A 23512-nucleotide genomic window follows, 5' to 3' on the forward strand; every position below is an offset into this window, starting at 1 on the left:
CCGCACCTTGGGTAGACTGGCAAAACTAGAACACGTTCCAGTCCGACGTCCGTCTCTCCGAGGAGCCTTCAGTGAGCTCGACCGACATCACGCCGTCCGAGATCACCAAGTGGGATCCCGCACTCACCGAACGGGTGATGGGGCTGCTGCGACCGTTTCTGAAGGGCTATCACCGCGCCGAGGTCCGCGGCCTGGACACCTTCCCGGTCGGCGGCGCGCTGGTGGTGGCCAACCACTCCGGCGGACTGTTGCCGATGGACGTGCCGGTGTTCGCCAGCGGCTTCTACGAGGAGTTCGGCTACGACCGGCCGGTGTACACGCTCAGCCACGACCTGCTGATGGTCGGCCCGACCGGCGCGTTCCTGAAGAAGACCGGCTTCATCCCCGCCAACCATCACAACGCGGACGAGGCACTGCGCTCCGGCGGGGTCGTGGTGGTGTTCCCCGGCGGTGACTATGACGTCTACCGGCCGACACTGTCGGCGAACAAGATCGACTTCGGCGGCCGCACCGGCTACATCAAGGCCGCGCTGAACGCCGGGGTGCCGATCGTGCCGACGGTCGGGATCGGCGGCCAGGAGAGCCAGTTGTTCCTGAGCCGCGGCACCGATGTGGCCAAGGCGCTCGGCCCGATCGCGCGGGCGGCCCGCACCAAGATCCTGCCTATCTCGTTCGGCTTCCCGTTCGGCCTGTCGGTCGTGCTGCCGGTCAACCTGCCGCTGCCCACCAAGATCACCATGCAGGCGCTGCCGCCGATCGACATCGTCGCCGAGTTCGGGGAGAACCCCGACATCGACGAGGTCGACGCGCACGTCCGGCACGTGATGCAGCGCGCACTGGACGACCTCGCCGCGGAGCGCCGGTTGCCGGTGCTGGGCTGATGGGCATCGCCGACCCGATCACCGGCACCCTCGGGCTGCTCTCGACGCTGGCGCGAGCGGGGGTCATCGCGCCGATGCGCCCCGACAAGTACCTCCGCATCGCCGGGGCGATGCAGCGCGAACGCATGGCCGTCACGTCGGGATTCGCCGCCGCCGCCCAGCGCTGCGGTGACCGCGCCGGACTGATCGACGAGATCGGCATCCTGACCTGGCGGCAGATCGACCGCCGTGCCGACGCGCTGGGCGCCGCCCTGCAGGCACTGCCCGGCGGTCAGCCCGACGTCGTGGCCCTGATGGCGCGCAACCATCGCGGGTTCGTCGACACGCTGATCGCCGCCAACCGGATCGGCGCCGACGTGCTGCTGCTCAACACGTCGTTCGCCGGCCCAGCGCTGGCCGAGGTGGTCGCGCGCGAAGGCGAGGGCCGCTCCCTCGTGCTGATCTACGACGAGGAGTTCGGCGACACCGTCGACCGCGCGCTGCAGGGTCGGCCCGAGACGCCGCGCATCGTCGCGTGGACCGACACCGACGACCACGACCTCACCGTCGAGCAGCTGATCGACGCCCACGCCGGGCAGGAGCCGCGACGGGCCGCCGCACGCAGCCGAACGATCCTGCTGACCTCGGGCACCACCGGAACCCCGAAGGGCGCCACCCACTCCGGCGGCGACCCGAGCGCGCTCAAGGCAATCCTCGACCGGACCCCGTGGCGGGCCGAACAACCGGTCGTCGTCGTGGCGCCGATGTTCCACGCATGGGGGTTCTCGCAGCTGGTGTTCGCGGCCTCGATGGCGTGCACCGTGATCACCCGCCGCAAGTTCGATCCCGAGGCGACGCTGGATCTGGTGGACCGGCACCGCGCCACCGGGCTGTGCGTCGTGCCGGTGATGTTCGACCGGATCATGGAGCTGCCCGACGAGGTGCTGGACCGCTACAGCGGACGGTCGCTGCGGTTCGCGGCGGCGTCCGGGTCACGGATGCGCCCCGACGTCGTCATCCGGTTCATGGACCGATTCGGCGACGTCATCTACAACAACTACAACGCCACCGAGGCAGGCATGATCGCCACCGCGACGCCGCGCGATCTGCGCGCCGCACCCGACACCGCGGGCCGGCCGGCCGAGGGGACCGAGCTCCGGATCCTCGACGGGGATTTCCACGAGGTGCCGACCGGCCGGACCGGTGCGATCTACGTGCGGAACAAGACCCAGTTCGACGGCTACACCTCCGGTGCCACCAAGGACTTCCACGAGGGCTTCATGTCCTCGGGCGACGTGGGGTATCTCGACGAGGAGGGTCGACTGTTCGTGGTCGGCCGCGACGACGAGATGATCGTCTCGGGCGGGGAGAACGTCTACCCGATCGAGGTGGAGAACACGCTGACCGCGCATCCGGACGTGGCGGAGGCCGCGGTGCTCGGCGCCGATGACGAGAAGTACGGTCAACGCCTGGTGGCGTTCGTGGTTTTGCGCCCCGGCGCCGCGGCTACTCCGGACACGCTGAAGCAGCACGTACGAGACAACCTGGCCAATTACAAAGTCCCCCGCCAGATCACGGTCCTCGACGAACTGCCCCGCAGCATCACCGGCAAGATCTCCCGTAAGGAATTGCAGGACCGCATCGACCATGATTGAGCGCCGACCCGTGCTGCGCGCCGTCGCCGAACTGCTCAACGCCGCCAACGGCGTCCGGCCACTGGCCCGCGAGGGTTACCCCACCATTCCCGTCTTCGCCTTCGGCTGGCCGACCTCGGAGATGTCCGGGCTGTACATGGCCGGCTCGATGGCCGACGCCGTGCGCCGCGGTCTGCGCGGTGACTTCCGGGGTACCCGCGGACGAATCGCTTTGCTGCTCACCGCCGTTGCGTGGGCGCTGCTGTGGCTGATCCACCGCCGCAACGTCGCGTCGCAGCCGCACTTCGAGGACCCGCTACGCGAGGCACTGGGCGAGAACTACCAGGCGATCGCCGAGAAGGCGAAGTCCAACCGGCGCCGGGTGTTCGGGGTGCCGCCCAACGACATGATCCGGCGCCGCTACGTCGAGAAGGCCGGCACCGTGCAGTACGGACCGCACGGCGGGGCCAACCGCGCCGACATCTGGCGGCGCACCGACCTGCCGCGCGACGGCAAAGCGCCGGTGCTGCTGCAGGTTCCGGGCGGCGCGTGGTCGATCGGCATGCGCAGGCCGCAGGCCTATCCGCTGCTCAGCCATCTGGCCGACCACGGCTGGGTGTGCGTGTCGATCGACTACCGGGTCAGCCCGCGCAACACGTGGCCCGACCACATCATCGACGTCAAGCGGGCGCTGGCGTGGATCAAGGAGAACATCGCCGACTACGGCGGAGACCCGGACTTCGTCGCGATCTCCGGCGGATCGGCAGGCGGCCACCTGTCGGCGCTGGCGGCGCTCACCCACGACGATCCGCTGTTCCAGCCCGGGTTCGAGGACGCCGACACGTCGGTGGTGGCCGCGGTGCCGATCTACGGCCGCTACGACTGGGTCACGGTGCACGGCAACGGCCGTCGCGAGTTCATCGCGTTCCTGCAGAAGTTCGTCGTCAAGCAGCCGTTCCGGTCCAACCGAGCCCTCTACCTCGACGCCTCACCAGTCCACCGGCTACGCGCCGACGCGCCGCCGTTCTTCGTCCTGCACGGCCGCGACGACTCGATCATCCCGGTACCCGAGGGTCGCGAGTTCGCCGAGGCGCTGGGCGAGGTGTCGACGTCGCCGGTGGTGTACGCCGAGATCCCGCACGCCCAGCACGCCTTCGACTTCTACTACGGCTCGCCGCGGGCGCACTACACCGCGCAAGCTGTCGAGGAGTTCCTGTCGTGGGTGCAGGCCACCCGCCAGGAGGCGCCCCGCGAGCAGACCGGCTAGGGCGCCATCGCGGTTTCGACGACCGTCAGCTCTTCGGAAAGCCCTGCGGCGCGGCGGATCTCGACGAAAGCCTCGACCATCGCATCCGTCAGCTCGTGCGGGTCGTCCAGCGTCTTGCCGTCGGCGAGCACCGAGATGTTGAGCTGGTCGGCGTAGCTCCAGACCGTGATGTTCAGTCCGCTGCCCGCGGTGAGCGGTCCGACCGAGTAGATCTCGGTCACCAGTGCGCCGCCGACCCGGGCGCGCTCGCGCGGACCGGGCACGTTGGAGATCGGCAGGTTCATCACCTTGTTCTGGCCGTCCTTGGTGGACAACCACCGGAACATCGCCTCGGCGGGGGCCGGCGGGAAGTACGCCGACCACTGGCTGACCAGCTCCGGGCCGAGCAGGGTGTTGCTCTCCTTGCCCGCGGCCGCCGAGTCGTGCGCGGCGCGCACCCGCTCCAACGGATCCTCGATTTCGACGGGCAGGCTGACCAGCACCCCGGTGAAGTAGTTGCCCGAGATCCGGTCCGGTGAGAAGTCGAAGCTGACCGGCACCGACGCGAGCAGTGGATGGTCGGCGTGACCGTCGTACTGCAGCAACAAATTTCGGAGCGCACCCGCCGAGATCGACAGCACCATGTCGTTGATCGTGACGCCGAGATGCTTGCCGGTCTGCTTGACGTCGTCGAGCGCCAGCGTCGCGGTGGCGAACCGGCGGGTGGCGTCGAGCATGTGGTTCATGAACGAGGGCGGCGGCGTGAACGGACGGGTCAGTTCGGGCGAGAGTTTGTGCGGGCTCTGCCGGACCCGGCGCACGCCGGCCGCGGTGTAGCGCACCACCGACGGGAACCGCGCGATCTGGCGCAGGTGATCGGTGAACGCGGTGCGCACGAGTTCGCCCCGCGACGGGGCCGGGTCGGTGGCGTAGGAGTCACGGTCGATCTGCGGGCCCTCCTGCAGATCCATGCCGCGGGCAAGCAGATTCGCCGAGGCGACCCCGTCGGCCAGCGCGTGATGGATCTTGCCCAGCACGGCGATGCGCCCGCCCGCGAGGCCCTCGATCAGATACATCTCCCACAGCGGGCGGCTACGGTCCAGCGGGGTGCTCGCCAGCCGGCCGACCGCCTCGTCGAGCTGACGGCGGCCACCCGGGGCGTCGACGCGGTAGGGCCGCACGTGGTACTCGAGGTCGACCTCCGCGTTCTCCCGCCACATCGGATGGTGGAACTTGAACGGGATGTCGATCAGCTCGTAGCGGAACGGGTCCAGCTTGTAGAGCCTGCTGTGCAGGACCTTGCGCAATTCCTCGACGCCGAACGTCGCCCCGCCCAGCCCTTCGAGGTCGATCACCGCCAGCTTCAGCGTGTGCATGTGGACGTTGGGCGTCTCGCTGTAGAGAAGAACAGCGTCCCACCCGCGAAGCCTCTTCACTGCGCGCACCTCTCCTCGGAGGTGTCTATATAACCTCTTTGGCCCCGATGAGGCTTCGGTTTCGATGAATGTGATTGAGGAACAAGCCGATTGCCGTCGACGCCGCGCCGGTGCGGGCGCCGTCGGTCATGTCGAAGCCGTGTCCGGCGCCGGGCAGCTCGACGTAGCTGACCACCGAGCGCGACACCTCCTTCAGCCGGTCGACGAAGCTGCGGGCCTGCGCCACCGGTATCACGCTGTCGCCGGTGCCGTGCAGCACCAGGAACGGCGGCGCTTCTGCATGCACCCGGGCGATCGGCGAGGCCTTGCGGAACACGTCGGGATGCTTGGCGATCTTGCGTCGCACCACCACCCGCTCGAGGAAGTCGACGAACCGGACGCGTTCGACCGTCGAGCGGTCCTCCCAGTCGTATCGGCCGTAGATGCCGATCACGGCGTCGACCGATGTGTCGGACCCCTCGGGCAGTTCGCACTGCATCTCCGGGTCGTTCGCGGTCAGGCCCGCCAGCGCCGCGAGGTGTCCGCCCGCCGAGGTGCCGGCGACCGCCACGAAGTCACGGTCGCCACCGAACTTGTCAACGTTGGCACGCGCCCAGGCAATCGCGGTCTTGACGTCGGTGATGTGCGCCGGCCAGGGGTTGTGCGGGGCGACCCGGTAGTCGATGGACAGGCACACCCAGCCCATCTCGGCCAGGTGGGACATCAGCGCATAGCCCTGAAGCATGCGGCTGCCGTGCACCCACGCTCCGCCGGGCACGAACAGCAGCACCGGCGCCGGATGGTTCGGCAGGTCGTCGCGGCGCCACACGTCGAGCAGCTGGGTGGGCCGCGGGCCGTAGCGCACCGAGGTGCGGTGCACGTGGCGTCGGTGCTCGCGCATCTTCCACACCGGCGGAACGCGCTCGGCGGCCGGCCAGTCGATCTCGAGGTCCTTGGGCGAGACGACGCCGCTCAGGGCGGCCTGGGTCACCTCGTTGGTGCAGTCCCGTTCGCGCCGCTTGAGCTCGGCGTCGTTGGGCGCCATCAGTGATTTGACGGTGGAGTTCAGGAAGTCCGGCGCGTGCCGGGCACCCCAGATGCCTGCGGCGGTGAGTGCGCCGAGCGGCTCCAGGTGCTTGCCGATCACCGGCAGGGACGCGGTGGCCACGCTGGCGGCCAGCATGTAGTCGCCGGGACCGGCCTTGAGCAACCACTGCAAACGCGTGGTCAGGGTGGGCCCGGGGTACCGGATGTCCGGCCGTTCCGTCATGGCGCTCACCGTACCCCGCACGTCAGAGCTGAAACGGACAATCTCAGCAACGTTGTCTACTGTTTTCCGGATGTGGCGCATTTGTGACGTGGGCCACAGCCGGCTGCGGCGGCGGAACCGCGGGTTAGGTTCTCTTTGACAAGTGTCAACTGGCAGAGAGGCCGGCACCGTGAGCAAGACCGTCAGCGCATCGGCACTCGCCATCACCGAAGAACACCAGGCCCTCGCCGACGCCGCCGCCGGTCAGCTGAACCGTCTGCACGCACTGTCGCAGGCCCGCGCGGCACTCGACGGCGGATCCCGTCATCCGGCCGACATCTGGTCGGCCGCAACCGATCTGGGGTGGCTGGGGCTGGCCGTCGCGGAAGAGCACGGGGGGTCGGGCTTCGGGCTGGCCGAGTTGGCCGTGGTGGTGGAGTGCCTGGGTCGCCAGCTCTGTCCGGGGCCGTTCCTGCCGTCCGTGGCGGCTGCGGTGACGATCGATCGCTTCGCGCCGGAATCGGTTCGGGCAGAACTCCTTCCGGGACTGTGCTCGGGTGCGACGGTGGCCGCCCTCGGGGTGACGGGCAACGTGGCGGTCGGCGCCGACGGAGTCGCCGGCGGGGAGAGCCCGGTGGTGCTGGGCGCGCCCGACGCCGACCTCCTGGTCCTGGTGGCCGGCGACGACGTGGTGGTGCTCGACGCCTTGAATGCCCCAGCCGTGACGGTCACCGCGCTGGAGTCGCTGGACCCGACCCGCAGTGTCGGGTCGGTGGCGGTGCGGGACGTTGCTGTGCCGGCCGACCGTGTGCTGCGCGGTGCGGCGCGGGATGCCCGCACGGTGTTCCGGATCCTGGCGGCGGCCGAGGCCGTGGGTGTCAGCTGGGCCGCGCTGGAGATGGCGGTGGCCTACGCCAAGGTGCGCGAACAGTTCGGCCGCACGATCGGCACGTTCCAGGCCGTCAAGCATCATGCCGCCAACATGCTGGTCGCCGCGGAGGTCGCGACCGCGGCCACCTGGGATGCGGCCCGCGCCGACGACCTGGCCAGCGCCGACTTCCCCGCGGCGGTGGCCGCGGCGCTGGCGATCCGCGCGCAGATCCTCAACGCGCAGAACAACATCCAGCTGCACGGCGGCATCGGCTACACCTGGGAGCACGACGCCCACCTGTACCTGCGCCGCGCCCGCACGTTGGCCGCGCTGACGGCCGACGGCACCGACCCGCTGCTCGACGTCGTGGCGGGACAGCGCGAGGGCCGCGCCAGGGCGGCGACGTTCACGCTGCCCCCCGAGGCCGACGAGTACCGCACTCAGGCCCGCGAAGCCGCCGCGGCGGTGCGCGCGCTGCCCGCCGAGCAGCAGCGTGACGCGCTCGTCGACTCCGGCTATCTGGTGCCGCACTGGCCCGCGCCCTGGGGTCGGGGCGCCGACGTGCTGGAACAGCTGGTGATCGAAGAGGAGTTCTCCGACGTTCCGCGGCCCGACATGGGCATCACCGGGTGGGTGGCGCTGACCATCGCTCAGGCCGGCACCGAGGACCAGCGGCAGCGGTGGGTCGAGCCCGTGCTGCGCGGCCAGGTGATGTGGTGCCAGCTGTTCTCCGAGCCGGGTGCGGGCTCGGACGCCGCGGCCGTGCGGACGTCGGCCACCAAGGTCGAGGGCGGCTGGCTCGTCAGCGGGCAGAAGGTGTGGACCAGCCTGGCCCATCTGTGCCAGTGGGGGCTGGCGACCGTACGCACCGATCCCGACGCCCCCAAGCACGCCGGTGTCACGATGATGGCCATCGACATGAACTCCGCTGGGGTGAAGGTCAATCCGCTGCGCGGCATCACCGGCGACGCCCATTTCAACGAGGTGTTCTTCGACGACGTCTTCGTGCCCGACTCGGACGTCGTCGGCGACGTGAACAAGGGGTGGCTGGTGGCCCGGGCGACCCTGGGCAACGAGCGGATCTCCATCGGCGGCGGCTCCGGCGCTCTGACCGGCACCACCGCCGACGACCTGATCGCGCTGCTGGACAGCGCACCGCACACCGCGGCCCACCATGTGCTGCGCGCCGGGGAGGTGATCGCCGAGACCCACACCCTGCGCCTGCTCAACCTGCGCCGCGCCACCCGCGCCATCGCAGGCGCGGAGCCGGGGCCGGAGGGCAACGTCACCAAGCTGCTGGTCGCCGAGTCCGGACAGCGGCTGACCGAGCTCGCCTTCGCCCTGGCCGGAACCGCCGCCGTCGTCGAGCAGAACCCACAGCTGACCCGCAGCTACCTGGGCAACCGCGCGATGACGATCGCCGGCGGCACGTCGGAGATCGCCCGCAACACCATCGCCGAACGCATCCTCGGGCTGCCCCGGGATCCGCTGCTGCGGTAGCTGCGCATACTGAAAGGGTGCCCCGCACCAGGACCACCCCCAAGGCCACCCCGGAGTTCCACCCCGAACTGCGGCGCAGCGCGCGCCTCCTGCCCAAGCAGATGATCACGCCCGTCACCCTGCCGTTCGTGCGGGCCGCGTCACGGTTGATGTGGCGCGGACAGCCCGACGGCGTGGAGGTTCTCACGCTGTCGTCAGGGGTCGGCGTCCGCCTGCACCGCCCGCCCGGCGTCACCACGCCGGGGCCCGCGCTGCTGTGGATCCACGGCGGCGGCTACGTCATCGGCGACGCCGCCCAGGACGACGTGCTGTGCCGCCGGTTCGCGCGCGAGCTCGGCGCGACGGTGGTGGCGGTGAATTACCGGCTGGCGCCCGAACATCCGTATCCGGTGCCGGTCGAGGACTGCTACGCCGCGCTGTCGTGGCTCGCCGGGCTGCCGTCCGTCGACCCGGAGCGGGTCGCGATCGGCGGGGCCAGCGCCGGTGGCGGCCTGGCCGCCGCACTCGCGCTGCTCGCCAGGGACCGGGGCCGGATCCCCGTGGCCGCACAGCTTCTGGTGTATCCGATGCTCGACGACCGCACCGTCGACCGCACCGGCCTGGACCACCCCGGGCATCGGCTGTGGAACCAGTCGAGCAATCGCTACGGCTGGCAGGCCTACCTGGGCGACGCCGACCGCGACGTCGCCGTCCCGGGCCGGCGCACCGACCTGGCCGGCCTGCCACCGGCCTGGGTCGGAGTGGGCACGTTCGACCTGTTCCACGACGAGGACGTCGCGTATGCGCAGCGGCTGCGCGAGGCGGGGGTGCCGTGCGAGGTCATGGTCGTCAAGGGTGCGTTCCACGGATTCGACGGCATCGCACCCAAAGCCCATGTGTCGCAGAAGTGGTTCGACAGCCAGTGCGCGGTGCTGCGAAGCGCGTACGCCTCGTCCACGGTGTGAGCCGCCCTCACCGCCCGGCGTAGACCACCTCGCCGGCCACCACCGTCGCCGCCACCTGCTCGGCATCCAGGTCGGCCAGCACCTGCTGTGGGGACCCTGACAGCACGCAGAGGTCACCGGCCGCGCCGGGTTCGATCCGCCGCGGCGTCGCGGGCGTCAGCGGATCCCCGAGGAACATCGTCAAAGCCTCCGCGGCGGTGACCTTCTCGCCGGCGGTCAGCACCGCGCCCGACGCGGTGCGCCGCGCCACCGCGGCCCGCATCGCCGCCCACGGATCGGGGTGCCCGAACGGTGCGTCGGTCGACAGTGCGACGGGCACGCCCGCGGCGCGCAGCGAGGCGACCCGCCACAACTCGTGATGCTCGGCGGCGGGAACGGCGCGCAGGTACGCCCCGCCGCGCTCGACGACGAAGTTCGGCTGCGTCACCACCGTGGCCCCGCTCGCCGCGACCGCGGCCACGCTGACGTCCGGGACGACGGCGGCGTGCTCGAGCCGATCGCCCGGGCGGCGGCCCGCGGCCTCGAGCGCCGCGAGCGCGACGACGAGTTGCGCGGCGGTGACACAGTGCAGCGCAACGGGTTCGCCCGCGACGTGCCGACCGGTGATCCACCCGGTGAGCGCGTCGAGGTCGAGGTCGTCGTCGTGCAGGATGCGCTTGCCCGGCGCCAGGCAGTGCACCGACTGGGCCAGCTCGCCGCGCCGGTGCGCCTGCTGCAGCGCCGCCACGTCCGCGGCGGTCAGCCCCGGAGTGGCGTCGGTGACCCCGGTGACGCCGTAGCCGCTCAGCCGCGCGCTGAGCTCGGCCAGGCCGGGCTCGGTGCGGGGCAGCGCCGCCGTCCACTCGGTGTCGGCGCTGCGCAGCCGGCCGTCGGGGTGATCAGGCAGTCCGACCAGCGCCAGCCCCGCCGAGTTGAGCGTCCACAGCACTCCGCTGCGGTGCTGGATGCGCAGCGGGACGGCCGGGCAGATACCGTCCAGCGCAGTGCGATCGAGCGGTCCCGCGACGGACTCGTGGTAGCCGACCGCGCGGACCCAGCCATCGGCGCCGGTGGCCGCCGCGCGCAGCACGCGGGCGAGATGCTCCGGCCCGGTCACCTCGTCGGGACCCACCCGCACCGAGTGCAGAGCGGCTGCGGCGGCGCGCAGGTGCAGGTGGTGGTCGTGCAGACCGGGCAGCACGGTGCCGCCCGCGGCGTCGTAGACGGTCTCCCCGCGTCGGGCCGCCAATCCGTCGGCGACCTCGGTGATGCGCTGCTCGACGCGGATGTCGGTCCGGGTTCCGTCGAGCAGCACGCCGCGGCGGATCAGCACGCCGGAGCCAGCCGCCGTGCCACCATCTCGTCGACGAGCGCGTTGTGCTCACCGAGCCGCGCCGCACTCCCGGTCACGGAAACTCCTGTGGTGCAGAGCGTTTCGTCTCCACGGGGTAACGCCGCATACCGGGCCGCCACCGCGGCCATCGCCACGCCGATCACCTCGCCACCGCCGCGGGCATGCGACTCCAGCACCGCGCGCGCGGCCTCCAGCCCCGTCAACGGGTCGGCGATCGCGTCCCCGCAGAACGCCGGCGCCGCCGGGGTGCCGCCGACCAGACCCCCGGAGACCGCCGCGTCGTCGCCGAACGCGACCCAGTGCGCGCGCTCCCCGACCGCGCCGTGGCCGGTGATCTGCACCCAGATGCGGCCGGCGCGGGCGGGGACGTCGGCGTGGCCCAGGCCGCGGCCGTGCAGTGCGGACGGGCGGGACGACTCCAGCACGACGTCGGCGGCGGCGAGCAACCTGACGAGCCCTTCTGGCTGTGCGAAATCGACGGCGTACGAGAGTTTTTCGTTGTTCACCCAGTCGAAGAACGGCGCAGGACCCGCGCGGGTCCCGTCGGGCCGGTGCGGGCTCTCCACCTTCACCACCGTCGCGCCCGCCCGGGCCAGCAGGCGGCCGCACAGCGGGCCGGCCCACATCGAGGACAGGTCGGCCACCAGCAGTTCGCACAGCGGACGGGGGTGCGCGCGGGCACCGGCGGTGCGCACCACGGGCGGGGCCGGGTCGGTCTCGCCGAGCACCCCCACCGGCAGGCCGAGCAGCCGCGCCCGCGCCGCGACCGCGTGCACGCCGGTGGCCCGGATCGCTTCGCGCACCGCCGCCCACGGGTCCGAGGTGTGGTCGGCCTCGACGAGCGCGGGCACGGCATCCAGGTCGTCGGGACGCGCCAGGGTCAGCGCACACCATCCGTCCGCCGCACCCATCAGCCGGGTGGCGCCGCCCGCCGACACCGTGCCTCCGCGCGGGAGACCGAGCAGCGCCGCCCGCCCGCCCAGCGCTTCCGCGGCATCGACATCCACACCGGTGGCCACCGTCACCACGTGCGCCGTCGCCCGTGCCTCGGCGAGCACGGCCGCGGGAAGCACCACCGACGTCATCAGACCATTGTGGGCGTTCAGAACAGCAGGCCGGTGAAGACCCAGTCGAGCACGGCGCGATCGGCGCCGTCGTCGGCGACGGCGTAGACGGTCGAGCGCAGCAGCACGGTGCCGCCGCGTCCGCCGGGCAGCGGGTCGGCGGCCTCGACGGCGAGGTCGCTGTACAGGGTGTCGCCCTCGTACACCGGCGCGGTGTGCTCGCACGAATCCCAGCCCAGCACCGTCACCAGTCCCGGCAGCACGCGGCAGGCCTGCGCGAGCGCCAGCCCGATGGTGTGGCCGCCGTACACCAGCCGGCGCCCCGACCCCCGCGAATCATGATGAGCGGCAGCGATGTTGAGTGTCAGCCGGGCCAGCTCGGGCGCGCTGGTGACGACGTCGGCGGTGCTGCGCAGCACGGTGCCCGCCAGTGCCGGGTCGAAGCCGGGCCCGGGGACCCGGGCCCGGAACGCGTCGGCGTCCCAGTCGGCGGTGGGATCAGAGGCGGGCCCGGCCCCGGTGCCGATCGCGGCCATGTCGTCGGCGTGCCCGGTTTCGACGCCGTCGGCGCTCAGCGGCAGCATCGCGCAGCGGTAGAAGTCGAGCACCAGCCGTCCGACGCCGTCGATGGTCGTCATCCGCAGCGCGGCCAGCCCGGTCGGCGGCCGGTCGGGCCGTGCCGTGTTCTGCTTCAGCCCGACCACCTCGGTGCGGGTGAACAGCGTGTCTCCGACGACGGGGAACCGGTGGAACGTCAGCCCGCGGTAGAACAGGTTGGCTCTGACCCGCTCGGTGACCACCGTCGACTGCCCGATCGCCACGTCGCACACCAGGCCGGGGTGCGCCAGCGGAGCGGTCGCCCCGGTGACGAGCATCGACAGTTCGGCGTCCAGCGGCAGCCGCAGCCGGTCCCCGAGGATCGCCTGGTGCGCCGCGGCCACCCCGGCGGTCAGCGTCATCGTCGGGGCCGCATCGAAGACCTGGCCGACGTGCAGATCGTCGAAGAACGGGCCCCCCGATATTTGGCCGTACAAAGTCACAAGCGGTCATGCTGGCACTGCCGCTCCGAGTGTGTCAACATCGGCAGAATGGCCGTACATTTGCTCGACGACGACGAAACCATGCTGGTCGACACCGTGGCGCAGTTCGTCGACCGGGAGGTGAAGCCGACCGTCCGCGACGTAGAGCACGCCAACACCTACCCCGAGGCGTGGATCGAGCAGATGAAACGCATCGGGATCTACGGGCTCGCCGTGCCGGAGGCCTACGGCGGCACCCCGGTTTCGACGCGCTGCTACGTGCTGGTCACGCAGGAGCTGGCCCGCGGCTGGATGAGCCTGGCCGGGGCGATGGGCGGGCACACCGTGGTCGCCAAACTGCTGGACCTGTTCGGCACCGACGAGCAGAAGCAGCGCTACCTGCCTGCCATGGCGACCGGGCAGCTGCGTGCGACGATGGCGCTCACCGAACCCGGCGGCGGATCCGACCTGCAGAACATGCACACCGTCGCCCGGCCCGACGGCGACGGGTGGCTGATCACCGGCGCCAAAACATGGATCTCCAACGCCCGCCGTTCGGGCCTGATCGCGCTGCTGTGCAAGACCGACCCCGACGCGACGCCCCGGCACGCGGGCATCTCGGTGGTTCTGGTGGAGAACCCGACACCGGGCCTGACCGTGTCGCGCGACCTGCCCAAGCTCGGATACAAGGGCGTCGAGTCGTGCGAGTTGGCGTTCGACGGGTGCCGGGTGCCCGGTGACGCGGTCCTGGGCGGTGATCCCGGAAAGGGCTTCGCGCACATGATGAAAGGCCTCGAGACCGGCCGCATCCAGGTCGCGGCCCGGGCGCTGGGCGTCGCGACCGCCGCGCTGGACCACGCGCTCGCCTACGCCCGGGAACGGGAGAGCTTCGGGGTGCCCATCTGGAAGCACCAGGCGATCGGGCACTACCTGGCCGACATGGCGACCAAACTGACCGCCGCACGCCAGCTGACGCTGCACGCCGCCGACTGTTACGACAGCGGCGAGCGCGCCGACATGGAGGCCGGCATGGCCAAGCTGTTCGCCTCGGAGATCGCGATGGAGATCGCGCTGAACGCGGTGCGCATCCACGGCGGCTACGGCTACTCGACCGAGTACGACGTCGAACGGTACTTCCGGGACGCGCCGCTGATGATCGTCGGAGAGGGCACCAACGAGATCCAGCGCAACGTGATCGCCGCCCAACTGGTGGCCAGGGGCGGGCTGTAGATGAAGGCCCCGCCGGCCTACCAGGTGCTGCGGGAGCGGCTCCGCGAGGAGATCGTCGCCGGCCGGTACGCCGACGGTGTGCGCCTACCGACCGAGTCGGAACTTTCTGCGCGGCACGGCCTTTCGCGTCAGACCGTCCGCCGGGCGTTTCAGGACCTGGTCGCCGAGGGCGTGGTCTACCGGGTGCCCGGGCGGGGCAGCTACGCCGGTGAGGGCGGGCGGCGTTATCTGCGCCGCCTCGGCTCGATCGACGACCTGATGAGCCTGTCCGACGACACCACGATGGAGGTGCTCGACGGGCTGAGCCGACGCGTCGACATCGCCGCCGCCAGCCGGCTCCGCCTCGACGACGACGTCGTGCACTCGGTGACGTTCCGGCGCCTGCACGACGGAGTCCCGTTCGTACACACCGTCGTCCATCTTCCTCCGTCGATCGCCGCCGCGGTGTCGGTGTCGCCGCATCTGAGCACCGGAGCGGTCAGCACCCACACCGTGATCGGTTTGCTCGAACCGCATCTGGACGCGCCGATCGCCGAGGCCGCCCAGACGATCACGGTCGGCATGGCCGACGCGGGGGCGGCAGCCGCCGTGGGCTGCGAGGCCGGACATCCGATGCTGCGGGTCGACCGCCTCTACAGCGACGACGCCGGCCGTCCCGTCGAACTCGCCGTCAGCCACTTCCTGCCCGAGCAGTACACCTACCGGGTCACCCTGCGCCGGTCGGGTTAGCCGCCGTCGCGGCGATGCTTCCGAGCAGGGTGAGGGCATCGGCACTGGGCGTGCCCGGGTCGGCGTCATAGACGATCAGCTCCTGCCCCGGCGATGAGCGCACGTCGAACGTCTGCATGTTCAGCGTCACCAGGCCCACCTCGGGATGGCGGAAACGCTTGCGGGCCAGGCACTTACGCCGTGCATCCCGGCGCTCCCAGAGCGCGCGGAAGTCGTCGCCGGTGAGCAGCTCGGCCAGCACGGCCCGGGCGCGGGGATCCTCGGGCGCGGACCCGTAGGCCATCCGGAAGCCGGCGACGGAGTCGGCGGCGACCTCGTGCCAGTCCGCGTAGAACTCCCGAGCCCGCGGATCGGTGAAGACGAGCAGCATCAGATTGCCGACCGCGCCGAGGTCGCCGAACAATGCGGCGGCCAACGGGTTGGCGGCCAGGATGTCGTAGGCGCGGTTGTAGACCAACGCCGGATTGTCGGGCCACGCCGCCATCAGCCGCAGCAGCCCGGGGTCGACCCGTTCGGACACCCACGTACGAGACGTCCGCGGCGTGAGCCGGGCGAGCGTGAACAGATGCGCCCTGCCGTCGTCATCGAGGCGCAGTGCGGCCGCGAGCGCCTCGACCACCTGAGCGGACGGGGACCGTTCGCGGCCCTGTTCGAGCCGTCCGTAGTAGTCGGTGCTGACCCCGGCCAGCAGAGCCACCTCTTCGCGGCGCAGGCCGGGGACGCGGCGGGTGCCCGCACTGGTCAGTCCGACATCGCCGGGGCGCAGCGCGGCGCGCCTGCTCCTCAGGTACTCCCCCAACTCGGTCACCCCTCCAGGGTAGGAAGTCGCGACGCCGCAGACAGGGTGTACCGCACCCTGGCTGTCGGTGTCCCGCGCCACGACGCTGGGCACATGACCGACAACAAGATCATCATCGTCACCGGAGCCAGCAGCGGTATCGGCGAGGCCGTGGCCGAACGGCTCGCCGCCGACGGGCGCCACGTCATCGCCGGGGCCCGGCGGCAGGACCGGCTGGAGCAGCTGGCCGACAGGGTCGCCGGGCAGGGCGGCAGCATCGAGGTGCACGCGCTCGACGTGACCGACCGCGCGTCCGTCGCCGCGCTCGTCGACGCGGCCGTCGCCGCCCACGGACGGGTGGACGTGATCGTCAACAACGCCGGCGTCATGCCGCTGTCCCGGCTCGACGCGCTGCTGGTCCACCAGTGGGACCAGATGATCGACGTCAATGTGCGCGGCCTGCTCAACGGCATCGCCGCCACGCTGCCGCACTTCCAGCGCCAGGGATCGGGACACTTCATCACGGTGGCCTCCATCGGGGCGCACGAGGTGGTGCCGACGGGCGCGGTCTACTGCGCCACCAAGTACGCGGCGTGGGCGATCACCGAGGGCCTGCGCCTCGAACTCGATCCCTCGATCCGGGTCACGACGATTTCCCCCGGAGTCGTGGAATCCGAACTCGCACAGACGATCACAGATGAGACGGCGGCCGAGGCGATGCACGGGTATCGAGCCGACGCGATCCCGCCTGCAGCCATCGCCCGCGCGATCGCCTATGCGATCGGCGAACCGGCCGACGTGGATGTCAACGAGATGATCATCCGGCCGGCGAGGCAGCGCTGATCTCGTCGACCAGCCCCCACCGCAGCGCGGTCGCGGCGCCGATGGACCGGCCGGACAGCACCAGATAGGCGGTGCGCCACCGGCCGATGCGGCGGGTGATGCTCACCGTGCCGCCGGCACCGGGGATCAGACCCAGCGCCAGCTCCGGAAGGCCCAGCACCGCGTCGGGATGGCAGCTGACCCGGCCGCAGAACGCCGCCATCTCCAGCCCGCTGCCCTGCACCTGCCCGTGGATGACAGCGCGGCATGCCGGCCCGAGCCGGTCGGTGATCTCGGCCAGCGCCAGCGCGGGACTGTGCCGGGTACGGGCCAGGTGCGCGCTGGCCGGATCGACGAACGTGCCGAACTCGGCGAGGTCGCCACCGCTGCAGAACGACGGGCCGTTGCCGGCGACCACCACCTCGTGGATCGACGGGTCGAGGCGGGCCACCTCGAGCGCTTCGAGCAGTGCCGCCCGTGCGTCGGTGGAAAACGCGTTGTGCCGGGCGCCGCGGTTGAACCTGATCGTCAACCGGTCGTCGACGCGTTGCGCCACAACAGGATCGGGGAGGCCGGGGACGGTGGCCGGGCCGCGCTCGGTCAGCCAGCGGGCGAACTCGGCACCCGCCTGCAGCGTCGAGTAGGCCAGCGATTCGGTGACGACGCCGGCGAACGTCGACCCCGCCGGGTCCAGGGCGCGCAGCACGTCGTCGCAGACTGCCGACGCCTGCGGCCACCGCGCGACCCGCCCGGCGATCTCGGCCACCGCCGCGTCGACGGAGCCGACCGTCACCGCGCGGGCGTCGTCGCAGGGCTGCTCGGTCAGCGAGAACGTGGCGTCGTCGGCCGAGGCGGCCGCCACCAGTTCCCCGCCTGCGACCCTGACGTGCTTCACGAGTACTTCTTCATCAGCTCCTGCTTGTACAGCTTGCCGGTATCCGTGCGCGGAAGCTGCGCCTCGAACGACAGCGACCGCGGGCACTTGTAGTGCGCCAACCGGTCGCGCAGCCACGCGATCAGCTCCTCGGCGAACTCCGGCGTGGCGTCGCGTTGGTCGACGGTCTGCACGACCGCCTTGACGCGCTGGCCCATCTCCTCGTCCGGAACCCCGAACACCGCGGCGTCCATCACCAACGGGTGCGTGACGAGCAGGTTCTCGGCCTCCTGCGGGTAGATGTTCACCCCGCCGGAGATGATCATGTGGTGCCTGCGATCGGTCAGGTAGAGGTAACCCTCCTCGTCGAGGTACCCGATGTCGCCCACGGTCTTCCAGCCGCGGGGATCACGTGAGCTCTTCGTCTTCTCGGGGTCGTTGAGGTACTCGAAGTCGTTGCCGCCCTCGAAGTAGATCTCACCGGGATGGCCGGGCGGGAGCTCCTTGCCGTCCTCGTCGAGGATGTGCACCGCACCGCCCATCGGCTTGCCGACCGAACCGGGATGGGTCAGCCAGTCCTCGGCGAAGATCAGCGTCGACCCGTGCGCCTCGGAGGAGGCGTAGTACTCGTCGACGATCGGACCCCACCAGTCGATCATCTGCTTCTTGATGTCCACCGGGCACGGCGCCGCGGCGTGCATCACCCGCTGCAGGCTGGACACGTCGTACTTGGCGCGCACCTCCTCGGGCAGCTTGAGCATCCGGGTGAACATGACGGGCACGAACTGCCCATGGGTCACCTTGTGTTTCGCGATCGCGTCCAGTGCGCCCTCGGCGTCGAACTTCTCCATCACCACGGTGGTGATGCCGCCGGCCTGCGTCTGCATCGACCACACCGACGGTGCGGTGTGGTACAGCGGGGCGGGGCTCAGGTACACCGCGTCGGGATGCATCCAGAACGACACCAGCGCGGCCATCAGGCCCGGGGACTCCGACGGAGGCACGTGCGGCAGTGCGCGTTTGATGCCCTTGGGCCGTCCCGTCGTTCCCGACGAGTACTGCAGCAGGTCACCCTCGATCTCGTCGTCGATCGGGGTATCGGGTTGTCCGGCAACGCATTCCGGGTAGCTCTGCCAGCCGTCTAGGGTGCTGGAGCCATGTGTCGCCGACGGTTCGGCTCCGTCGGCGATGATGCGCACCGGCGGCAGGCCGTTCGGGAGTTCCGCGGCGAGCCCGGACAGGGTGTCGACGAGCTTGCCGGAGCCGACGATCGCCTTGGCGTTGCTGTTGTCGATGATGTAGGCCGCCTCCGCGGCGGTCAGGTGGGTGTTGATCGGGATGTAGTACAGCCCGCAGCGGCGCGCGGCCCACATCACCGCGTGCATGTGCTCGTTGTTCTCCATCAGGATCGCGACGGCGTCGCCCTCGACGAGACCGGCCTCGCGGAACAGGTGCGCCAGCCGGTTGGCCCTGGCCTCGAGCTCACCGAAGGTCACGACGGTGCCCGAGGGATACATGACGATCGCGGGCTTGTCGGGGGAGGCAACGGCGGTGTCGCGGATCTGCATGGGCTGACTCTACAAAACTTGACTTGACAGGTGTCAAGTGCCGCGAGTGTGCGGCCAAGGCGACCTTCGCGGCGTACCGGCGCCCTGTGCGCACGTTCGGCGGACGCCCCCGGGGCGCTTCGGCCGCTCGCCGAAAAACAGGCGAGCTACTCCGCCTCGGCGAGGCGCGTCTTGAGCGCGTCGAACTCGTCCTTGATGCCGGTGGGCAGCTTCTCGCCGACGAACTCGAACCACTCCTCGATCAGCGGCAGCTCCTTGCGCCACTCCTCGGGATTGACCTTGAGCGCCTCGTCGACATCGGCGGCCGACACGTCCAGGCCCTCCAGGTCGAGATCCTGTGCGGTCGGCACGATACCGATCGGCGTGCTCTTGCCGTCGGCCTGGTGCTCGATGCGCTCGATCGCCCACTTGAGCACCCGGCTGTTCTCGCCGAAGCCCGGCCACAGGAAGCGACCGTCGGCGCCGCGGCGGAACCAGTTGACGAAGAACACCTTCGGTAGCTTGGTGTCGTCGGCGTTCTTGCCGATGTCGATCCAGTGCTGGAAGTAGTCACCGACGTTGTAGCCGAGGAACGGCAGCATGGCCATCGGGTCGCGGCGCACGGTGCCGACCTTGCCCTCGGCGGCGGCGGTCTGCTCGGATCCCAGCGTGGCGCCGATGAACACGCCGTGCTGCCAGTCGCGGGCCTCGGTGATCAGAGGGACCGTGGTCTTGCGGCGGCCGCCGAACAGGATCGCCGAGATCGGCACACCCTGCGGGTCGTCCCACTCCGGCGCCAACGTCGGGCACTGCGCGATCGGTGTGCAATACCGCGAATTCGGATGCGCCGCCTTGCTTTCCGTCTCCCGCAGGATCCAGTCGTTGCCCTTCCAGTCGATCAGATGGTCGGGCTCGCCCTCCAGGCCCTCCCACCACACGTCGCCGTCGTCGGTCTTGGCGACGTTCGTGAACACGGTGTTGCCCCCCGCGATGGTCTTCATCGCGTTCGGGTTGCTGCTCCAGTTGGTGCCCGGCGCGACGCCGAAGAAGCCGAACTCGGGGTTGGTGGCATAGAGCCGGCCGTCCTTACCGAACCGCATCCACGCAATGTCGTCACCGACGGTCTCGGCGCGCCAGCCGGGAATCGTGGGCTGCAGCATCGCGAGGTTGGTCTTGCCGCACGCCGACGGGAACGCCGCGGCGATGAAGTAGGCCTTGTTCTCCGGCGAGATCAGCTTGAGGATCAGCATGTGCTCGGCGAGCCAGCCCTCGTCGTGGGCCATCGCCGACGCGATGCGCAGCGAGTAGCACTTCTTGCCCAGCAGCGCGTTGCCGCCGTACCCGGAGCCGTAGCTCCAGATCTCCCGGGTCTCCGGGAAGTGGGTGATGTACTTCGTGTCGTTGCAGGGCCAGGGAACGTCTTCCTGGCCCGGCTCCAGGGGCTCGCCGATCGAGTGCAGCGCCTTGACGAAGAAGCCGTCGTCGCCGATCTTGTCCAGCGCCGCCGAACCCATCCGGGTCATGGTGCGCATCGACACGACCACATACTCGGAGTCGGTGATCTCGACCCCGAGCTTGGGGTCCTCCGCGTCCAGCGGGCCCATGCAGAACGGCACGACCCACAGCGTGCGGCCACGCATGCTGCCGCGGTACAGGTCGGTCATCAGCGCCCGCATCTCGGCGGGGTCCATCCAGTTGTTGGTGGGCCCGGCGTCGATCTCGCGCTGGCTGCAGATGAACGTCCGCGACTCGACGCGCGCGACGTCGGACGGGTCCGACAGCGCCAGGTACGAGTTCGGCTGCTTCTGCGGATTCAGCTTCTGAAAGGTGCCGGCCTCGACCAGCTGGGCGCAGAGCCGCTCGTACTCCTCGTCGGACCCGTCGGCCCACGCCACCCGGTCGGGCTGCGTGAGCTCGGCCACCTCACGCACCCAGGCGAGCAGCCCCTCGTGCTTGGTCGGTGCGGAATCCAGTCCCGGAATGGTCGCTGCGGTCATGGGCGTGTCATCTCCTGCACTGTTCCTGCGCGTGGTCTTCAGCGGACGCGGGCGCCGGAACCGACCAGGATCTGATCTTCACAGGCGCCGCCGCCCTTCCTGAACACTGAGGTTAACGCGGGTGACATACCCGCGGAAATCCAGGACTATGTCCGTTCACTCACAGGAACGATTCAGAACGGGCCGACCGGGCGGGCTACCGATCGGTAACCACGGAATCCGTCGCCGACGGGTCGAACGACCGGCGCCGTGAGGCGTATCGCCGCAGTTCGGCCTCGATGTGCGCGAGCCGTTGATCGACGGCGACGGCGTGGACCGTCTCGACGGCCAGCAGCCGCGCCGACACCCTGTCCTCCACCTCGATCCGTAGCGCGGCCACGGCGTCGACGACCCAGCGCTCCAGCACCGCCCGGTCGTGCAGCAGCGCCCGTGCCCGCACCACCCAGACGGTGACCGCCAGCCCGGCCAGCCCGCCGGCCACCGTGCCGCCGACCGCCACAGGCCCGGCGAGCCGCGCCACGAGCCGTGCCACGACCAAGGCCACACCGAAGCCGAACCCTGCGCCCAGCACCACCATCAGTTGGGTCTCCAACCGGCGCGCGTGGCGCGGCGGCGCGGGCACGGTGACCTCGCGATCTGCCGGCGCCGGTACCGGTGCCGTCGCCAGCTCGGCGAGGCGGGCATCGATCTGGTCGTCCACCTCGGCCAGGGTGTCGGCGCAGCGCTGCCGCACCCGCGCCTCGACCGCGGGCCGCGTCGGCCGGGTCACCGCGGCGACCTCGGCGAACAGGTCGGCCCGTAAAGCCGCGCACCGCTGCCGCGCCGAGTACGTCAGCTCCAGCCGGACGCGCTGCGCCTCGCGCCGCCACCGCGCGTCCCCTGTCCGCGTCGACCGGTGCGCACGCACCACCTCGGCGCGCTCGGCATCCCGCTCGGCGAGCCCCGCGTCGAGGTCGGCCTGCCGGGCCCGTGCGGCGGTGCGCCTCGTCAGGTCGGGGTCGGCCAGCTCCCGCGTGAGCACGGCGACCAGGTCGTTGACCAGCGGCTCCCCCAGCCGCGGGTGGGCCGCGGCACCGACCCACGGGATGCCGGCCAGCCGCGGTACGGCCGCCGTGAGCCGGTCTCGATCATCGGCGAGCACGCCGCGCCACGCGCGGTGGTCGTCGACCTTGTTCACCACCCCGATCACCGCACCGGTGCGCGCCGTGACGCCGGCGGCGAGCGCACCGTCGGACCGGACCATCGGAGCGTCCGCCGACACCACGAACACCACCACCAGAGGTGCCTCGCCTGCCGCCAGCGCGTCTGCCTCGACGAACCGACGGCCGGGCATCCGCTCCCGCAGCCGCTCCAGCACGCTCGTCACCCCGGCCCGGGCGGCGCCGGTGACCAGGACCGCGTCCGGCGGATCACTCACCGCAGGCCTCCAGCAGCCGCAGACTGCCGCGGGCGATGTCGGCGGCGCAGCGCCGATGCAGCGCATCAAGCGGCGCCCGCGCGAATCCGTGCCACCGCAGCGCCCGGCGGGTGTGCGCCCCGGCGTCGTCGCCGCGGTCCACCTCCGCACCGGTGGCCTCGACGACGTCCACGGCGGCCGTCATCACCGCGAGCACGACGTCGTCGCCGTCGAGGAACGCCGCCAGCCGCTCGTCGGAGGTCTCGGCGGCCAGCACCCGCAGCGCGTGCACCGCCGCGCGGATCCGCGCATAACGCACAGGGGCGGCGACACCGGCCAGCGCGGCGAGCACCGCGTCGATGCGGCTGAGCGCGCGCAGCCGGGCGGTCACCGTGGCCGGCGTGAGGCCGTCAGCGGCGGCGAGGACGGCGTGCGCCAGCCCGAACCGGTCGAGTCTGTCGAGCAGCGCGCGCCGCACCTCGGCCGGCACGAGATGCTCACCCGCGGCGAACGCGTCAACCGACGTCATGTCCGCCGGGGCGTCGACCAGCGCGCGCAGCGCGGCGAGGTCGTCGTCGTGCACCTCGGCCGACGCGAGCAGCGCGACCATCGGTACGACCGGGAGCCCCACGGCGACCGACAGCCGGGCCGCGGTCGCGTCGGCCGCGGCCAGCGGACCCCCCGCACTCGCCGCACCGAGGTCGGCCTTGTTGAGGACTACCAGTGTGGGCACCGAACGGCACAGCAGCACCGTCTGTTCCTCCTCGGTGAGCCTCTCGGAGAGCACGACGACGTCGATGTCGGCGGTGGCCCCTGGCGCAGCGACCGCGACGCCTGCTGCGGCCAGCGCCGCCGCCACCGTGTCGCGGCCGACCCCGCGGCGTCCCCGCACAGCTACGCTGACGGGCAGACGCAGGCGCCGTTCGACGGCGGTGACGCGCGGATCTGCGGTCACGGCGACGTAGCCGGCCAGCACATCCGTCACACCCGTCACCTCCCCCCGG

Annotated in this window: 19 protein-coding genes; 8 read left to right on the top strand and 11 right to left on the bottom strand. The window is 71.1% G+C overall.

Annotated elements, in window-relative coordinates; genetic code table 11:
- Positions 1-71: 71 nt before the first annotated feature.
- Genes G6N45_RS03225 through G6N45_RS03235 form a run of 3 tightly spaced genes read left to right on the top strand, consistent with a single transcriptional unit; the run spans position 72 to position 3761 of the window.
- Positions 72-881: a 1-acyl-sn-glycerol-3-phosphate acyltransferase gene (locus tag G6N45_RS03225; protein ID WP_163720381.1), complete on the top strand. Its 810-nt coding sequence runs from the start codon at positions 72-74 to the stop codon at positions 879-881.
- Positions 881-2515: an acyl-CoA ligase FadD12 gene (gene fadD12, locus G6N45_RS03230; protein ID WP_163720382.1), complete on the top strand. Its 1635-nt coding sequence runs from the start codon at positions 881-883 to the stop codon at positions 2513-2515. The genes G6N45_RS03225 and fadD12 overlap by 1 nt, the downstream gene beginning before the upstream one ends.
- Positions 2508-3761, top strand: coding sequence for an alpha/beta hydrolase (locus G6N45_RS03235; RefSeq protein WP_163720383.1), 1254 nt, complete (start codon positions 2508-2510; stop codon positions 3759-3761). Before fadD12 ends, G6N45_RS03235 begins: the two co-directional genes overlap by 8 nt.
- Here the strand turns inward: G6N45_RS03235 and G6N45_RS03240 are convergent.
- Complete coding sequence (locus G6N45_RS03240; RefSeq protein WP_163720384.1) at positions 3758-5176, bottom strand: WS/DGAT/MGAT family O-acyltransferase; 1419 nt, start codon at positions 5174-5176, stop codon at positions 3758-3760. The two genes, G6N45_RS03235 and G6N45_RS03240, sit on opposite strands and share 4 nt — an antisense overlap.
- A gap of 25 nt (positions 5177-5201) precedes the next feature.
- Positions 5202-6425: an alpha/beta hydrolase gene (locus tag G6N45_RS03245; RefSeq protein WP_163720385.1), complete on the bottom strand. Its 1224-nt coding sequence runs from the start codon at positions 6423-6425 to the stop codon at positions 5202-5204.
- A gap of 169 nt (positions 6426-6594) precedes the next feature.
- Between G6N45_RS03245 and G6N45_RS03250 the strand changes: the two genes are divergently transcribed.
- Together G6N45_RS03250 and G6N45_RS03255 are read left to right on the top strand one after the other, a co-directional pair.
- Positions 6595-8775, top strand: a complete 2181-nt coding sequence (locus G6N45_RS03250; RefSeq protein ID WP_163720386.1) for an acyl-CoA dehydrogenase family protein — start codon at positions 6595-6597, stop codon at positions 8773-8775.
- A 101-nt stretch (positions 8776-8876) separates the two neighbouring features.
- The gene (locus G6N45_RS03255) at positions 8877-9719 is read left to right on the top strand and encodes an alpha/beta hydrolase (protein ID WP_163727701.1); all 843 of its coding nucleotides are present in this window, start codon (positions 8877-8879) and stop codon (positions 9717-9719) included.
- Positions 9720-9726: 7 nt separating this feature from the next.
- Here G6N45_RS03255 and G6N45_RS03260 read toward each other — a convergent pair whose 3' ends face one another.
- The 3 genes from G6N45_RS03260 to G6N45_RS03270 are packed head-to-tail and all read right to left on the bottom strand — an operon-like array spanning position 9727 to position 13156.
- A complete protein-coding gene (locus tag G6N45_RS03260; protein ID WP_163720387.1) occupies positions 9727-11031 on the bottom strand; it encodes an amidohydrolase family protein in 1305 nt (434 codons plus the stop codon).
- Positions 11025-12137 carry a CoA transferase gene (locus tag G6N45_RS03265; protein ID WP_163720388.1) on the bottom strand — a complete coding sequence of 371 codons (1113 nt, stop codon included), beginning with the start codon at positions 12135-12137 and terminating at the stop codon, positions 11025-11027. Before G6N45_RS03265 ends, G6N45_RS03260 begins: the two co-directional genes overlap by 7 nt.
- 17 nt (positions 12138-12154) lie before the next feature.
- The gene (locus G6N45_RS03270) at positions 12155-13156 is read right to left on the bottom strand and encodes a MaoC family dehydratase (RefSeq protein ID WP_163720389.1); all 1002 of its coding nucleotides are present in this window, start codon (positions 13154-13156) and stop codon (positions 12155-12157) included.
- Positions 13157-13204: 48 nt separating this feature from the next.
- Here G6N45_RS03270 and G6N45_RS03275 point away from each other — a divergent pair, with 48 nt between their 5' ends.
- Positions 13205-14365, top strand: a complete 1161-nt coding sequence (locus G6N45_RS03275) for an acyl-CoA dehydrogenase family protein (protein WP_163720390.1) — start codon at positions 13205-13207, stop codon at positions 14363-14365.
- A complete protein-coding gene (locus tag G6N45_RS03280) occupies positions 14366-15094 on the top strand; it encodes a GntR family transcriptional regulator (RefSeq protein ID WP_163720391.1) in 729 nt (242 codons plus the stop codon).
- Here the strand turns inward: G6N45_RS03280 and G6N45_RS03285 are convergent.
- Complete coding sequence (locus G6N45_RS03285; protein ID WP_163720392.1) at positions 15072-15902, bottom strand: helix-turn-helix transcriptional regulator; 831 nt, start codon at positions 15900-15902, stop codon at positions 15072-15074. The genes G6N45_RS03280 and G6N45_RS03285 overlap by 23 nt on opposite strands.
- Positions 15903-15986: 84 nt before the next feature.
- Here G6N45_RS03285 and G6N45_RS03290 point away from each other — a divergent pair, with 84 nt between their 5' ends.
- A complete protein-coding gene (locus G6N45_RS03290) occupies positions 15987-16715 on the top strand; it encodes an SDR family oxidoreductase (protein ID WP_163720393.1) in 729 nt (242 codons plus the stop codon).
- Here G6N45_RS03290 and G6N45_RS03295 read toward each other — a convergent pair.
- The 5 genes from G6N45_RS03295 to G6N45_RS03315 all read right to left on the bottom strand — a co-directional run bounded on the left by G6N45_RS03295 (position 16690) and on the right by G6N45_RS03315 (position 23493).
- Positions 16690-17589, bottom strand: coding sequence for an enoyl-CoA hydratase/isomerase family protein (locus G6N45_RS03295; protein ID WP_163720394.1), 900 nt, complete (start codon positions 17587-17589; stop codon positions 16690-16692). The genes G6N45_RS03290 and G6N45_RS03295 overlap by 26 nt on opposite strands.
- The gene (gene fadD4, locus G6N45_RS03300; protein WP_163720395.1) at positions 17586-19136 is read right to left on the bottom strand and encodes a fatty-acid--CoA ligase FadD4; all 1551 of its coding nucleotides are present in this window, start codon (positions 19134-19136) and stop codon (positions 17586-17588) included. The genes G6N45_RS03295 and fadD4 overlap by 4 nt, the downstream gene beginning before the upstream one ends.
- A gap of 146 nt (positions 19137-19282) precedes the next feature.
- Entirely contained in the window at positions 19283-21112 is a 1830-nt protein-coding gene (locus tag G6N45_RS03305) for a phosphoenolpyruvate carboxykinase (GTP) (protein WP_163720396.1), read from the bottom strand.
- A 196-nt stretch (positions 21113-21308) separates the two neighbouring features.
- Positions 21309-22529 (bottom strand): hypothetical protein, encoded by a 1221-nt coding sequence (locus tag G6N45_RS03310; protein WP_163720397.1) that lies wholly within the window; start codon positions 22527-22529, stop codon positions 21309-21311.
- On the bottom strand, positions 22522-23493 hold the full coding sequence (locus G6N45_RS03315; RefSeq protein ID WP_246228863.1) for a hypothetical protein: 972 nt from the start codon (positions 23491-23493) through the stop codon (positions 22522-22524). The genes G6N45_RS03310 and G6N45_RS03315 overlap by 8 nt, the downstream gene beginning before the upstream one ends.
- Between the last annotated feature and the right edge of the window lie 19 nt (positions 23494-23512).

It is taken from the genome of Mycolicibacterium psychrotolerans (assembly GCF_010729305.1).
GTDB lineage: Bacteria > Actinomycetota > Actinomycetes > Mycobacteriales > Mycobacteriaceae > Mycobacterium > Mycobacterium psychrotolerans.

What these genes read in the sequence shown, in the direction of transcription:
- fadD12 (WP_163720382.1), top strand. Translation starts at nt 881, where the DNA reads ATGGGCATCGCCGACCCGATCACCGGCACCCTCGGGCTGCTCTCGACG.
- G6N45_RS03235 (WP_163720383.1), top strand. Translation starts at nt 2,508, where the DNA reads ATGATTGAGCGCCGACCCGTGCTGCGCGCCGTCGCCGAACTGCTCAAC.
- G6N45_RS03245 (WP_163720385.1), bottom strand. Translation starts at nt 6,425, where the DNA reads ATGACGGAACGGCCGGACATCCGGTACCCCGGGCCCACCCTGACCACG.
- G6N45_RS03255 (WP_163727701.1), top strand. Translation starts at nt 8,877, where the DNA reads ATGATCACGCCCGTCACCCTGCCGTTCGTGCGGGCCGCGTCACGGTTG.
- G6N45_RS03265 (WP_163720388.1), bottom strand. Translation starts at nt 12,137, where the DNA reads ATGACGTCGGTGGTGCTTCCCGCGGCCGTGCTCGCCGAGGCACGGGCG.
- G6N45_RS03275 (WP_163720390.1), top strand. Translation starts at nt 13,205, where the DNA reads ATGGCCGTACATTTGCTCGACGACGACGAAACCATGCTGGTCGACACC.
- G6N45_RS03280 (WP_163720391.1), top strand. Translation starts at nt 14,366, where the DNA reads ATGAAGGCCCCGCCGGCCTACCAGGTGCTGCGGGAGCGGCTCCGCGAG.
- G6N45_RS03290 (WP_163720393.1), top strand. Translation starts at nt 15,987, where the DNA reads ATGACCGACAACAAGATCATCATCGTCACCGGAGCCAGCAGCGGTATC.
- fadD4 (WP_163720395.1), bottom strand. Translation starts at nt 19,136, where the DNA reads ATGCAGATCCGCGACACCGCCGTTGCCTCCCCCGACAAGCCCGCGATC.
- G6N45_RS03305 (WP_163720396.1), bottom strand. Translation starts at nt 21,112, where the DNA reads ATGACCGCAGCGACCATTCCGGGACTGGATTCCGCACCGACCAAGCAC.